The organism is Streptomyces sp. NPDC015131, assembly GCF_043079975.1.
Lineage (GTDB): Bacteria > Actinomycetota > Actinomycetes > Streptomycetales > Streptomycetaceae > Streptomyces.
Genome location: NZ_JBIBVB010000003.1, coordinates 339347 through 353377, shown reverse-complemented (window position 1 = coordinate 353377; position 14031 = coordinate 339347). Strand labels below are relative to the sequence as shown.

Sequence of the window (14031 nt, the reverse complement as noted above, 5' to 3'; positions counted from 1 at the left end):
GACGGGCACCGTCGGCACGACCGTACGGAGTACGCGTAACGTCGACCCGCACGGCGTGCCCGGCGCGGGTAGGCCCGGCGCACCCACCCAGCATCCTCAGCACCAGCACACCCACCAGGACCGGCGATCCACGTGAGCTCCTCCTCGACTACCACCGGGCGTACGCCATCTCGCGGGCGCACCCCGGGCGCGTACCGACTGGTGCGTACCCCGCCGGTTCCCGTGAGCCCCCCTCTCCTGGACGCATCCCAGCGTGCCGTGGTTGACCACGGCGGCGGACCGCTGCTGGTCCTGGCCGGGCCGGGCACCGGCAAGACCACCACCCTGGTCGAGGCGGTCGCCGCCCGGATCGCCGCCGGCGCCGACCCCGGGCGGATCCTCGTCCTCACCTTCAGCCGCGCCGCCGCCGTGGAGCTGCGCGACCGGATGGCCGCCCGCATCGGCGGCGAGCGCGCCCCGCAGGCCACCACGTTCCACTCGCTCTGCTACGCCCTGGTCCGCGCCCACCAAGACGCCGACCTCTTCTCCGAGCCGCTGCGGCTGCTGTCCGGCCCCGAGCAGGACCTCGCCGTGCGGGAGCTGCTGGCCGGCCAGCTCGACCTGGAACGGGACGGCCTCGCCCGCGTCCACTGGCCCGACGAGCTGCGGGCCTGCCTGACCACGCGCGGCTTCGCCGACGAGGTGCGCGCCGTGCTCGCCCGCTCCCGGGAGCTGGGCCTCGGCCCGCGCGCCCTGGCCGGCTTCGCGGCCCGCGCCGGGCGGCGCGACTGGTCGGCGGCGGCCGCGTTCCTCGCCGAGTACCTGGACGTCCTCGACATGCAGGGCGTGCTCGACTACGCCGAGCTGGTGCACCGGGCAGTGCTGCTGGCGGGGACGGCGGCGCTCCCGGAGTACGACGCCGTGTTCGTCGACGAGTACCAGGACACCGACCCGGCGCAGGTCCGGCTGCTGCGGGCGCTGGCGGGCGGCGGGCGGACGCTGTACGCGTTCGGCGACCCCGACCAGTCGATCTACGCCTTCCGGGGCGCCGACGTCAACGGCATCCTGGACTTCCCCGACACCTTCCGCCGCGCCGACGGCACCCCCGCGCCTGTCGCCGTGCTGACCACCTCCCGCCGCTCCGGCGCCGCCCTGCTCGCCGCCACCCGGCTGCTGACCAACCGGATGCCGCTGCCGCGCCTGCCCGCCGGCAAGGCCCGTGCGCACCGGGACCTGTCGGCCGTGCGGGACGGCGGCCGGGTCGAGGCGTACACCTACCCGACCCCCTCCACGGAGCTGGACAACATCGCGGACATCCTGCGCCGCGCCCACCTGGAGGACGGCGTCCCCTGGAACGACATGGCGGTCCTGGTCCGCGCGGGCGGGCGCACCCTGCCCACCCTGCGGCGGGCCCTGACCTCGGCGGGCGTGCCCGTGGAGGTCGACGGCGCCGACGTGGCACTGCGCCACGAGCCGGCGGTGGTCCCGCTGCTGTCCGCCCTGCGTGCGGTGGCGGCCCCGGCGGACGGGGGTGTGGCGGACGGCGCCGGCGCGGACGGTGGGGACGGTGGGTCCCCGGCGGACGGTGGGGACGGTGGGTCCCCGGCGGACGCTGAGGCCGGGTCCGCGGCGGACGCGGACGCGGTCTCCTCGTGGCTCGACACCGAGACCGCCATCGGCCTGCTCACCTCGCCCCTCGGCGGCATGGACGCCGCCGACCTGCGCCGCCTCGGGCGGGCGCTGCGGGACGAGGAGCGGGCGGGCGGCAACCGGGTCCCGCCGCCCTCCGACGTCCTGCTCGCCCGCGCCCTCGCCGAGCCCGAGCGCCTCGTCGCCCACGACCCGGCGCACGCGCGCGGGGCGCAGCGCCTCGGCGCCCTGCTGCGGCGCGCCCGCGAGCTGCTGGCGGGCGGCGGGACCGCCGAGGAGGCCCTGTGGCTGCTGTGGAACGGCACGCCCTGGCCCGCCCGCCTCCAGCGGGCCGCGCTCCGGGGCGGCGCGGCCGGCCGCAACGCCGACCGCGACCTGGACGCCGTGTGCGCCCTCTTCGACACCGCCGCCCGCGCCGAGGAGCGCACCGGCGGCCGGGGCGCCCTCAACTTCCTGGAGGAGCTGGACGCCCAGGACATCGCCGCCGACACCCTCTCCAAGCGGGTCGTCCGCCCCGAGGCGGTGCGCCTGATGACCGCCCACCGCGCCAAGGGCCTCGAATGGGGCCTGGTCGTCGTGGCCGGCGTACAGGAGGGGCTCTGGCCCGACCTGCGGCGCCGGGGCTCCCTGCTGGAGGCCGACCGCATCGGCCGTGACGGCATCGCCGAACCCCTCGCTCCCGGCGCCCTGCTCGCCGAGGAACGCCGCCTCTTCTACGTCGCCGCCACGCGCGCCCGCGACCGGCTGGTCGTCACCGCCGTCAAGGCGCCCGCCGACGACGGCGACCAGCCGTCCCGCTTCCTCACCGAGCTGGGGGCCGAGCCGAAGGACGTCACCGGCCGCCCCCGCCGCCCCCTGGCGGTCGCCGCGCTCGTCGCCGAGCTGCGCGCCACCACCGTCGACCCGGACGCCTCCCCGGCGCTGCGCGACGCCGCCGCCCGCCGGCTGGCCCGGCTCGCGGCCCTCACCGACGACGAGGGGCAGCCCCTCGTCCCGGCCGCCCACCCCTACCGGTGGTGGGGGCTGTACGAACCGACGCACTCCACCGAGCCGCTGCGCGACCGGGACCGCCCCGTGACGCTGTCCGGCAGCGCGCTGGACCAGCTCGCCAACACCTGCGCCCTGCAGTGGTTCCTGGGACGCGAGGTGAAGGCGGACGCGCCCGCCACCGCCGCCCAGGGCTTCGGCAACGTCGTCCACGTCCTCGCCGACGAGGTGGCCTCCGGCCGGACGCCCGCCGACCTCGCCGTCCTGATGGAACGGCTCGACTCCGTCTGGGACGCGCTGGCCTTCGACGCGCCCTGGAAGTCCGCCCAGGAGAAGGAGCACGCGCGCGTGGCGCTGGAGAGGTTCCTGCGCTGGCACGTCATGGACCGGAGCGGCCGGACCCCCGCCGCCACCGAGCACGACTTCGACGTGACGCTGGAGGCGGGGGAGTACCAGGTACGGATCCGGGGCTCCATGGACCGGGTCGAGGCCGACGAGCACGGCAGGGCGTACGTCGTCGACTTCAAGACCGGGAAGTCTTCCCCCACCGGGGACGAGGTCGCCCACCACCCGCAGCTCGCCGTCTACCAGCTCGCGGTGCGCGAGGGGGCCGTGGACGACGCCTTCGACGGGCGGCGCCCGGAGCCGGGCGGCGCCGAACTGGTCCACCTGCGGCAGGCGGCGCCCCAGCGGGAGGGCGGCGAACAGCTCCCCCGGGTGCAGGCCCAGGCGCCCCTCGACGGGGAGTGGGTCGGCGACCTGCTGGCCACCGCCGCCGGCCGCGTCCTGGACGAGCGCTTCACCCCGTCGGCCGGGAAGCACTGCGACCACTGCGCGTTCCGCGCCTCGTGCAGCGCCCGGCCCGAGGGCCGCCACATCGTGGAGTAGCGCCACACCGTGGAGCAGCCCGCCCGCCCCCTCGTACCGGGGGCCGCCGCGACGCGCGGCGAGAACTGTCAGTGGGGCCGGTTAGCCTCGTTGACCGTGACCACTCGCCTCACCGATCCCGAGCAGCTCAAGGAGCTCCTCGGGATCCCGTTCACCCCGGAGCAGACGGCCTGCATCACCGCGCCGCCCGCTCCGCAGGTGATCGTGGCCGGAGCCGGCTCCGGCAAGACGACGGTGATGGCCGCCCGCGTGGTCTGGCTGGTCGGCACCGGCCAGGTCGCCCCCGAGCAGGTCCTCGGCCTGACGTTCACCAACAAGGCCGCCGGCGAGCTGGCCGAGCGCGTCCGCAAGGCCCTGGTCCGCGCGGGCGTCACCGACCCCGACGCCATCGACCCGGACGACCCGCCCGGCGAGCCCCGCATCTCCACGTACCACGCCTTCGCCGGACAGCTCCTCACCGACCACGGCCTGCGCATCGGCCTGGAGCCCACCGCCCGCCTCCTCGCCGACGCCACCCGCTACCAGCTCGCCGCGCGCGTGCTGCGCGAGGCGCCCGGACCGTACCCGGCGCTGACCAAGTCGTTCCCCACCCTCGTCGGCGACCTCCTCGCGCTGGACGCGGAGCTGGCCGAGCACCTCGTGCGCCCCGCCGACCTCCTCCGCCACGACACCGGGCTGCTCGACACCCTCGCCGGCGCCCGCCTCAGCAACGCCGACCTGCGCAAGATCCCCGAGACCGCCGCCGCCCGCCGCGAGCTGACCGACCTCGTCGTCCGGTACCGCACGGCCAAGCGGGAGCGGGACCTGCTCGACTTCGGCGACCAGATCGCCCTCTCCGCCGAGCTGGCGCTCACCCGCCCCGAGGTCGGCGCGATCCTCCGGGACGAGTACCGGGTCGTCCTCCTCGACGAGTACCAGGACACCTCCGTCGCCCAGCGGCTGCTGCTGTCCGGCCTCTTCGGCGGCGGCTCCGGCCACCCCGTGACCGCCGTGGGCGACCCCTGCCAGGCGATCTACGGCTGGCGCGGCGCCTCCGTGGCCAACCTGGACGACTTCCCCGAGCACTTCCCGTACGCGGACGGCACCCCCGCCACCCGCTTCTCGCTCAGCGAGAACCGCCGCAGCGGCGGCCGGCTGCTGGACCTCGCCAACGGGCTGGCGGAGCCGCTGCGCGCCATGCACGCGGGCGTGGAGGCGCTGCGCCCGGCGCCCGGGGCCGAGCGCGACGGCACCGTCCGGATCGCCCTGCTGCCGACCCAGGCGGAGGAGATCGCCTGGCTCGCCGACTCCCTCGCCCATCTCGTCCGCACCGGCAAGGAGCCCGGCGACATCGCCGTCCTGTGCCGCACCGCGACCGACTTCGCACAGATCCAGGCCGCCCTGGTCGCCCGGGAGGTGCCCGTCGAGGTCGTGGGCCTGTCCGGGCTGCTCCACCTCCCGGAGGTCGCCGACCTGGTCGCCGTCTGCGAGGTCCTCCAGGACCCGGGGGCCAACGCCTCCCTGGTACGGCTGCTGACCGGCCCGCGCTGGCGGATCGGCGCCCGCGACCTGGCCCTGCTGGGCCGCCGCGCCCGGCTGCTGGTCCACCGCTCGCGGGACGACGGCGACGCGGACGCCGACGCGCGCCTGGCGGCGGCGGTCGAGGGCGTCGACCCGGCCGAGGTGGTGTCCCTGGCCGACGCCCTGGACACCTTCCTCGAACCGGCCGGGGCCGACGACGGGCTGCCCTTCTCCGGTGAGGCACGCGTGCGGTTCGCCCGCCTCGCCACCGAGCTGCGCGACCTGCGCCGCTCCCTGGCCGACCCGCTGATGGACGTCCTGCACCGCGTGCTGGCCGCCACCGGGCTGGAGGTGGAGCTGTCCGCCTCGCCGCACGCCCTGGCCGCCCGCCGCCGCGAGACCCTCTCCCTCTTCCTCGACACGGCGGCCGGTTTCGCCTCCCTGGACGGGGAGGCGACACTGCTGGCGTTCCTGGGCTTCCTGCGGACCGCCGCGCAGTACGAGAAGGGCCTGGACAATGCGCTGCCCGGCGGCGAGAACACCGTCAAGGTCCTCACCGCCCACAAGTCCAAGGGCCTGGAGTGGGACGTGGTCGCCGTCCCCGGCCTGGTCGCGTCCCAGTTCCCCAGCACCAGGGCCCGCGAGTCGTGGACCGCCCAGCCCCAGGTCCTCCCGCACCCGCTGCGCGGGGACGCCCCGACCCTGCCCGAGGTCGGGGAGTGGGACGCGAAGGGACTGAAGTCCTTCAAGGACGCCATGCGCGACCACCAGCACACCGAGGAGCTGCGCCTCGGCTATGTGACCTTCACCCGGCCCCGCAGCCTCCTGCTGGGGTCGGGGCACTGGTGGGGCCCCTCGCAGAAGCGCCCGCGCGGCCCGTCCCCGTTCCTGCACGCGCTGTACGACCACTGCGCGGCGGGCTCCGGCGAGATCGAGGCATGGGCGGACGCGCCGGAGGAGGGCGCCGAGAACCCGGCGCTCCGGGAGACCGGCGAGGACCTGGCCTGGCCGCTCCCGCTGGACGCCGACTCGCTGGCGCGCCGCCGCGCCGCCGCCGACAAGGTCATGGAGTACCTCGCCTCGCTGCCCGAGCAGGCCCCGGCGCCGTCCCGGCCGGACGTGCCGCGCCCGGACGCGCCGGGCCCGGACGAGGAGCCGTGGCCGGACGTAGAGCCCTGGGCTGACGGGGACGAGCCGTGGGCCGGGGACGAGCCGTGGCCGGACGACGAGCCGTGGCATGAGGACCCCGGGCACGCCGAGGACCCCGGGCGCGCCGAGGGCGAGGGTCACGAAGACCGCGCGGGCCACGGCGCCCGGGGGGAGGGGCACGCGCGCGTGCCCGGCCCGCGCCACGAGGAGCCTCCCGCCGGGGCGCGGGAGCGGCTGACGCCCGAGGAGGCCCGCGCCGCCGCGTCCTGGGACCGTGACCTGGACGCCCTCACCGGTGAGCTGCTGCGCGCCCGCGCCACCACCCGGGACGTCCTGCTGCCGCCGTCCCTGTCGGCCTCGCAGCTGCTGCGCCTGGCCGCCGACCCCGACGGGTTCGCCCAGGAGCTGGCCCGCCCCATGCCGCGCCCGCCGCAGCCCGCCGCCCGCCGCGGGACGCGGTTCCACGCGTGGGTGGAGGCCCGTTTCGAGGCGCTGCCGCTGCCGATGCTGGGCCCGGACGAGCTGCCCGGCGGGGAGGTGTTCGCCGGCGAGCCGGAGATCGCCGACGAGCGGGACCTCGCCGCGCTCAAGGAGGCGTTCGAGCGGACCGCGTACGCCCACCGCACCCCGTACCGGGTGGAGGAGCCGTTCCAGATCGTCCTGGCGGGCCGCGTCGTCCGGGGCCGGATCGACGCCGTCTACCACGACCCCGACAGCGGCACGTACGAGATCGTCGACTGGAAGACCAGCCGCTCGGGCACCGCCGATCCGCTCCAGCTCGCCGTCTACCGGCTCGCCTGGGCCGAGCGGCACGGGCTGCCGCCCGACGCGGTGGCGGCCGCCTTCGTGCACGTACGCACGGGGGAGGTCGAGCGCCCGGAGGGACTGCCGGGACGGGACGGGCTGGAGCGCGTCCTGCTCCTTGGGACGGCCTCCGGGGACGCCCCGGACGCCGGATAGGCTCGGGGGCATGAGCGACACCCCGGACAGCGCCGTCCAGACCGTACGCACGTACATAGATCGGCACCGCGCCGCCTTCCTCGACGACCTGGTCGAGTGGCTGCGCATCCCGTCCGTGTCGGCGCAGCCCGAGCACGCCCCCGACGTACGGCGCAGCGCCGAGTGGCTGGCGGCCAAGCTCGCCGCGACCGGCTTCCCGGTCGCCGAGGTCTGGGAGACGGACGGCGCCCCGGCGGTCTTCGCCGAGTGGCCCTCCGGGGACGAGGGAGCGCCCACGGTCCTGGTCTACGGCCACCACGACGTCCAGCCGGCGGCCCGCGAGGACGGCTGGGACACCGAGCCCTTCGAGCCGGTGATCCGCGGAAACCGGCTCCACGCGCGCGGGGCGGCCGACGACAAGGGCCAGGTCTTCTTCCACACCCTGGGTGTCCGGGCGCACCTCGCGCTGACCGGGCGCACCGCCCCCGCCGTGAACCTCAAGCTCCTCGTCGAGGGCGAGGAGGAGTCCGGCTCCCCGCACTTCCGGGCCCTGCTGGAGCGCCACCGCGAGCGGCTCGCCGCCGACGCCGTGGTCGTGTCCGACACCGGCATGTGGTCACCGGACACGCCCACCGTGTGCACCGGCATGCGGGGCGTCGCCGACTGCGAGATCGAGCTGTACGGGCCGGACCAGGACATCCACTCCGGATCCTTCGGCGGCGCCGTGCCGAACCCGGCCACCGTCGCCGGCCGCCTGGTCGCCGCGCTGCACGACGCGGACGAGCACGTCACCATCCCCGGCTTCTACGACGGTGTCGCCGCGCTCACCGACGCCGAGCGCGAGCTGATCGGGGAGCTGCCCTTCGACGAGGGCTCCTGGCTGGCCACCGCCAAGTCCCACGGGACGCTCGGCGAAGCCGGGTACTCCACGCTGGAGCGCGTCTGGGCCCGCCCGACCGCCGAGGTCAACGGCATCGGCGGCGGCTACCAGGGCCCCGGCGGCAAGACGATCGTCCCGTCCTCCGCGATGCTGAAGCTGTCGTTCCGGCTGGTGGCGGGCCAGGACCCGTACGCGCTCGAGGCGGCCGTGCGCGACTGGGTGGCCGCCCGCGTCCCGGACGGCATCCGGCACAAGGTGACCTTCGGGGCGCCCACCCGCCCCTGTCTGACGCCGCTCGACCATCCGGCCCTCCAGTCGGTCGTACGCTCGATGAGCCGGGCCTTCGACGGCGCGAAGATCCGCTTCACGCGCGAGGGCGGCTCCGGACCGGCCGCCGACCTCCAGGACGTGCTGGCCGCCCCGGTGCTGTTCCTCGGCATCTCCGTACCGTCCGACGGCTGGCACGCGCCGAACGAGAAGGTCGAGCTGGACCTGCTGTTCAAGGGCGTGGAGGCGACCGCCCACCTGTGGGGCGACCTGGCGGGCGCGCTGCGCTGAAGCCGTACGAGCCGTACACGCCGCACAGACACCCAGGAGAATCCGCCCACCGGGGGAGTTGGAAGCATCAGTGAGCATCATCAGTAACGAGTCCGGGCACCGGTCCGAGGCCGCGCCCCGGCCCGTCGGCCCGTCCCGGCCCGTCGCCACGTCCTCGCCGGCCGGCGCCTCCCGGTCGCTCGACCCGTCGCGCCCGATCGGGCTCACCGCGCCGAGCGGCATCGACCGCGCCGCCCACCACCGCCTCGACGAGGCGTGGCTGGCCGCGGCCTGGAGCCACCCGACGACCCGGGTCTTCGTGGTCTCCGGCGGCCAGGCCCTGATCGACGACACCCCCGACGGCCGTACGGAACTGGTGATGACGCCCGCCTTCGAGGCGCCCGTCACCGAGACCCACCGGTACTTCCTGGGGACGGACGCGGACGGCGTCCGCTACTTCGCGCTCCAGAAGGACTCCCTGCCGGGGCGCATGGACCAGTCGGCGCGCCCGGCCGGGCTGCGCGAGGCCGGCCTGCTGCTGTCCCCCAGGGACGCCGGGCTGCTGGTGCACGCGGTGGCCCTGGAGAACTGGCAGCGGCTCCACCGCTTCTGCTCGCGCTGCGGCGAGCGCACGGTGATCGCCGCGGCCGGCCACATCCGCCGCTGCCCCGCCTGCGGGGCCGAGCACTACCCGCGCACCGACCCGGCGGTGATCATGCTGGTGACGGACGAGCAGGACCGGGCGCTGCTGGGCCGGCAGGTCCACTGGCCGGAGGGCCGCTTCTCGACGCTCGCGGGCTTCGTGGAGCCCGGCGAGTCCATCGAGCAGTCGGTGGCCCGGGAGGTCTTCGAGGAGGCCGGGGTGACGGTCGGCGAGGTGGAGTACGTCGCCAGCCAGCCGTGGCCGTTCCCGTCGAGCCTGATGCTGGGCTTCATGGCACGGGCCACGTCCTCGGAGATCGAGGTCGACGGGGACGAGATCGAGGAGGCCCGCTGGTTCTCCCGGGACGAGCTGCGGGCCGCGTTCGAGTCCGGGGAGGTCCTGCCTCCGTACGGGATCTCGATCGCGGCCCGCCTGATCGAGCTCTGGTACGGCAAGCCGCTGCCGAAGCCCGGGAACGTGGCGTAGCGCCGGTCGCGCCGGTCAGGCGCCGATCTTCTGCTTGACCTGGGCCAGCGAGGGGTTCGTCAGGGTCGTCCCGTCCGCGAAGAGGACGGTCGGGACGGTCTGGTTGCCCCCGTTGGCCTTCTCCACGAACGCGGCCGACTCCGGGTCCTGCTCGATGTTGATCTCGGTGTACGCGATGCCCTCGCGGTCCATCTGGCTCTTCAGCCGCCGGCAGTAGCCGCACCAGGTCGTGCTGTACATCGTCAGGCTGCCCTGCATCGTTCGCGCTCCTCGGGAGGGATCGGGGGTCGGTGCCTGCGGGCACCAGCAGGCAGAACGTCCGGCGCGGCGCGACCATTCCCGCGGCACCGACGCGACCGCGCTCGACGGCATTAGTACGACCGCGCTGCCGGCCCTGTGGACAACCGTCACGGGGGCCTCCGGCGACCTGGCAGCATGGCAGGGTGACATCAGCAACGCACTCCACTCTCTTCCCGGGGACCCCGGGCGTGAGCCAGATCATGGCCCCGCCCGCGGACGCCGACGCGGTGCTCGACGGGCTGGACCCGGAGCAGCGCGAGGTGGCGACCGCCCTGCACGGTCCGGTGTGCGTGCTGGCGGGCGCCGGCACGGGCAAGACGCGCGCGATCACCCACCGGATCGCGTACGGCGTCCGCGCGGGCATCCTCCAGCCCGCCAGCGTGCTGGCCGTCACCTTCACCAACCGGGCCGCCGGCGAGATGCGCGGGCGGCTGCGCCAGCTCGGCGCGGGCGGCGTCCAGGCGCGCACCTTCCACTCGGCGGCGCTGCGCCAGCTCCAGTTCTTCTGGCCGAAAGTCGTCGGTGGCGACCTCCCCCGGCTGCTGGATCGCAAGGTCCAGCTGGTCGCCGACGCCGGCGCCCGCTGCCGGATCCGCCTCGACCGGAACGAGCTGCGCGACGTCACGAGCGAGATCGAGTGGGCCAAGGTCACCCAGACCGTCCCCGCCGACTATCCGGCCGCGGTCGCCAAGGCCCAGCGCGACGCCCCGCGCGACCCCGCCGAGATTGGCCAGATCTATGCCATGTACGAGCAGCTCAAGCGGGACCGGGGGACGATCGACTTCGAGGACGTCCTGCTGCTGACCGTCGGCATCCTCCAGGACCGGCACGACATCGCCGAGCGCATCCGCTCCCAGTACCAGCACTTCGTGGTGGACGAGTACCAGGACGTCTCGCCGCTCCAGCAGCGGCTGCTCGACCTGTGGCTCGGGGACCGCGACAGCCTCTGCGTGGTCGGCGACGCCAGCCAGACCATCTACTCCTTCACCGGCGCCACCCCCGACCACCTGCTGAACTTCCGCACCCGCCACCCCGGCGCCACCGTGGTGAAGCTGGTCCGCGACTACCGCTCCACGCCCCAGGTCGTCCACCTGGCCAACGGGCTGCTCGCCCAGGCCCGCGGCCGTGCCGCCGAGCACCGCCTGGAGCTGGTCTCCCAGCGCGACCCCGGCCCCCCGCCCGTCTTCACCGAGTACGGCGACGAGCCGGCCGAGGCGGAGGGCACCGCCCGCCGCATCCGGGACCTGATCGCCGCGGGCGTGCCCGCCGGTGAGATCGCCGTGCTCTACCGGATCAACGCCCAGTCGGAGGTCTACGAGCAGGCCCTCGCCGACGCGGGCGTGCCCTACCAGCTGCGCGGCGCCGAGCGGTTCTTCGAGCGCGCCGAGGTGCGGGAGGCGGGCGTCGCCCTGCGTGGCGCCGCCCGGGCCGGGGGCAACGACTCCCTGCTCGACGACGCCGAGGACCTGCCGGCGCAGGTGCGCGCCGTGCTGTCCACCAAGGGGTGGACGACCGAGCCGCCCACCGGTTCCGGAGCCGTCCGCGACCGCTGGGAGTCCCTGGCGGCCCTGGTGCGGCTCGCCGAGGACTTCGCCCGCGCCCGGCCGGGCGCCGGCCTCGGCGACCTGGTCGCCGAGCTGGACGAGCGGGCCGCCGCCCAGCACGCGCCGACCGTCCAGGGCGTCACCCTCGCCTCGCTGCACTCGGCGAAGGGCCTGGAGTGGGACGCGGTGTTCCTGGTCGGCCTGAGCGAGGGCACGATGCCGATCACCTACGCCAAGACCGAGGAGCAGATCGAGGAGGAGCGCCGCCTGCTGTACGTGGGGGTCACCCGCGCCCGGCTGCACCTCTCGCTGTCCTGGTCCCTCTCCCGATCCCCGGGCGGCCGCCCCTCGCGCCGGCCCTCCCGCTTCCTGTCCGGCCTGCGCCCCGGCTCGGCGGCGCCCGGGGGGCGGGCCGCGGCCGCGGGCGGCGGCATCGAGCGCAGCGCGGGCGGCCCGGCGGGGACCGCCTCCGCGCGGCGCGGGCGCCGGGGCCCGGCGCGGTGCCGGGTCTGCGGCGCCACCCTCACGGACGCCGGCGAGATGAAGCTGATGCGCTGCGAGGACTGCCCCTCCGACATGGACGAGGCGCTCTACGAGCGGCTGGTGGACTGGCGCTCCGAGCAGGCCCGCAGGCTCGGCCAGCCCGCGTGGTGCGTCTTCACCGACAAGACCCTGATGGCGATCGCCGAGGCCGCCCCGTCCCACGACGGGGAGCTGGCCCGCATCCCGGGCGTCGGCGTCCGCAAGCTCGGCCGCCACGGCGCCGATGTCCTCGCCATCTGCGCAGGCCAGGAGCCGGGCGGAGGGGCCGGCGAGGACTGATCCGAACTCGTCGAAAAAATAGTTTGCGCCCGCCCCGTCAAGCCCCATAGGTTCTTAACCACGGAAACGGCGGCTTCTCCGAAGCCCCGTCTTCGTGCTGTACTTGTCCGAATAGCGCGCGGGACCGGTTCCGACCGATCCCCACCCGAGACGCCGAGAGGAGGCGATTCCAGTGATCAGCATCAACAGCAGCTTCGTCAGCACCGCCAAAATGACCGATCGCGCGGTCGTCTCCGCCTGCACCCTCGGCCTCTCCGGTTCGTCGCTCCTCAGCTCCGGCATGCCCGGCTTCGCCGCCGTGCGTCCTGCCACCCTCCTGGCGGCTCCGGCCGTCCGGGAGCGCGCCGAGCGACCGACCGAGGCACTGGAAGCAGGAGTAGCAGCAGGCAAGGCCATCGCCTATGGCTTTGCGGCGGCGACCGGTGCCGAGACGAAGACGCAGAAGCAGCAGCACCACACGATGTGGGCCTTCCGTGGGCTCGAACCCTGGAGTGATCCAGCCTGATCCAGTGATCAGGCCGGCGCCTTCAGGGCCGCGGAACCCCACCCGGGATCCGCGGCCCTTCTGTTTTGCCCGAACGGGCGGAACGGCCCGAAGGAGCCTCGGGACGACGCAGTACCCGGTACCAGCCCACCGGCCGACCGGCCGGACCGACCAGACGAGGAAAAAGACACCGTGCAACTCGAAGCGCACGCCCCGTCCGTACCGCCTTCCGAAACGATCCCCCCGCCCGTCCCCACGGAGGACCCGACCTTGACCCCCCTCACCGCGCTCACCGCGCTCGACGACGCCATCGAGAACCTCGGCGTACCCGTACCGTGCCGTTCCTACGACCCCGAGGTCTTCTTCGCCGAGTCGCCGGCCGACGTCGAGTACGCCAAGTCCCTCTGCCGCACCTGCCCCCTCGTCGAGGCGTGCCTCGCCGGCGCCAAGGAGCGGCGTGAGCCGTGGGGCGTCTGGGGCGGTGAGCTCTTCGTCCAGGGCGTGGTCGTCGCCCGCAAGCGGCCCCGTGGCCGCCCGCGCAAGAACCCGGTCACGGCATGAACCTCCGGACCGGAACCATCGACCGCCCCCTCACGCACGATCCCCAGAAGCAGGCCCCGATGACCTCTTCCGCCAGCGAGCCGTCCGGCTCCGCGACCCCAGCCGTCACCACCATCGGCGCGACCGCCTCGCGTCAGAACAGGAACCGTGAGATGCAACTCATCCAAGAAGCCCTGGCTCGTGCCCATATGCACGACCGCATGCGGGAAGCCGACGCGGAGCGCCAGGCCATGCGCCTGGTGGCCGCCCGGCGCATGCAGCGCCGCGCCGAGCGCGTCTCGCTGCGTGCCCGCCGCGCGCTGGCCATGGCCGTCATGAACTAGTGCCGCACGTCCGGCACTGACGATGCGCGGGGACCGGTCCTCATGGGCCGGTCCCCGCGGTGCGTGGCGCACCGCCCGGGCCTCCCGGCGGAGTTATCGTCTCGTGGTGAACGAGCGGACTTCTCCCCCCTCGCGGCCGGACGCGCCGAGCGTGGTGTGCTCCCGGTGCGGCGCGACCGCCGACAGCCTCCCGGTGACCTGGACCTGCTCCGTGGAGAACGGCAGCCGCCTCTACTTCTGCGACGACTGCGCCCGTGCCCACCTCCGCGCCATCGAGAGCAGACTCGACTCCTCCTGGTGGTGACCCGGGCCGGCCCCGGAACGCCACGCGCCCGGAGCCGGGCGCGCGGCACCCGCCG

10 protein-coding genes are annotated in these 14031 nt (G+C 75.1%); 9 read left to right on the top strand and 1 reads right to left on the bottom strand.

The window, feature by feature from the left end; translation table 11 throughout:
- The first annotated feature begins 132 nt into the window (after nucleotides 1-132).
- From ACF08D_RS12965 to nudC, 4 genes are all read left to right on the top strand, one after another.
- On the top strand, nucleotides 133-3504 hold the full coding sequence (locus ACF08D_RS12965; RefSeq protein ID WP_392222653.1) for an ATP-dependent helicase: 3372 nt from the start codon (nucleotides 133-135) through the stop codon (nucleotides 3502-3504).
- Between the two features lie 96 nt (nucleotides 3505-3600).
- Nucleotides 3601-7113, top strand: coding sequence for a UvrD-helicase domain-containing protein (locus ACF08D_RS12960; RefSeq protein ID WP_392222652.1), 3513 nt, complete (start codon nucleotides 3601-3603; stop codon nucleotides 7111-7113).
- 10 nt (nucleotides 7114-7123) lie between these two features.
- Nucleotides 7124-8530 (top strand): dipeptidase, encoded by a 1407-nt coding sequence (locus ACF08D_RS12955; RefSeq protein WP_392222651.1) that lies wholly within the window; start codon nucleotides 7124-7126, stop codon nucleotides 8528-8530.
- A 196-nt stretch (nucleotides 8531-8726) separates the two neighbouring features.
- The gene (gene nudC / locus ACF08D_RS12950; RefSeq protein ID WP_392223182.1) at nucleotides 8727-9638 is read left to right on the top strand and encodes an NAD(+) diphosphatase; all 912 of its coding nucleotides are present in this window, start codon (nucleotides 8727-8729) and stop codon (nucleotides 9636-9638) included.
- Between the two features lie 15 nt (nucleotides 9639-9653).
- On the opposite strand, the gene ACF08D_RS12945 is transcribed toward nudC, so the two are convergent.
- A complete protein-coding gene (locus tag ACF08D_RS12945) occupies nucleotides 9654-9896 on the bottom strand; it encodes a mycoredoxin (RefSeq protein ID WP_156692484.1) in 243 nt (80 codons plus the stop codon).
- A 185-nt stretch (nucleotides 9897-10081) separates the two neighbouring features.
- Between ACF08D_RS12945 and ACF08D_RS12940 the strand changes: the two genes are divergently transcribed.
- The 5 genes from ACF08D_RS12940 (at nucleotide 10082) to ACF08D_RS12920 (ending at nucleotide 13976) form a co-directional block, all read left to right on the top strand.
- The gene (locus ACF08D_RS12940) at nucleotides 10082-12304 is read left to right on the top strand and encodes an ATP-dependent DNA helicase UvrD2 (RefSeq protein WP_392222650.1); all 2223 of its coding nucleotides are present in this window, start codon (nucleotides 10082-10084) and stop codon (nucleotides 12302-12304) included.
- Nucleotides 12305-12476: 172 nt separating this feature from the next.
- Nucleotides 12477-12809, top strand: coding sequence for a hypothetical protein (locus ACF08D_RS12935; protein WP_392222649.1), 333 nt, complete (start codon nucleotides 12477-12479; stop codon nucleotides 12807-12809).
- 171 nt (nucleotides 12810-12980) lie between these two features.
- The gene (locus tag ACF08D_RS12930; protein WP_392222648.1) at nucleotides 12981-13349 is read left to right on the top strand and encodes a WhiB family transcriptional regulator; all 369 of its coding nucleotides are present in this window, start codon (nucleotides 12981-12983) and stop codon (nucleotides 13347-13349) included.
- Nucleotides 13346-13672 (top strand): hypothetical protein, encoded by a 327-nt coding sequence (locus ACF08D_RS12925; protein ID WP_392222647.1) that lies wholly within the window; start codon nucleotides 13346-13348, stop codon nucleotides 13670-13672. Before ACF08D_RS12930 ends, ACF08D_RS12925 begins: the two co-directional genes overlap by 4 nt.
- A 106-nt stretch (nucleotides 13673-13778) precedes the next feature.
- Nucleotides 13779-13976 carry a hypothetical protein gene (locus tag ACF08D_RS12920; RefSeq protein WP_392222646.1) on the top strand — a complete coding sequence of 66 codons (198 nt, stop codon included), beginning with the start codon at nucleotides 13779-13781 and terminating at the stop codon, nucleotides 13974-13976.
- Nucleotides 13977-14031 lie beyond the last annotated feature (55 nt).

Coding starts and splice junctions, on each gene's coding strand:
- ACF08D_RS12925 (WP_392222647.1), top strand. CDS start 13,346: ATGAACCTCCGGACCGGAACCATCGACCGCCCCCTCACGCACGATCCC.
- ACF08D_RS12955 (WP_392222651.1), top strand. CDS start 7,124: ATGAGCGACACCCCGGACAGCGCCGTCCAGACCGTACGCACGTACATA.
- ACF08D_RS12945 (WP_156692484.1), bottom strand. CDS start 9,896: ATGCAGGGCAGCCTGACGATGTACAGCACGACCTGGTGCGGCTACTGC.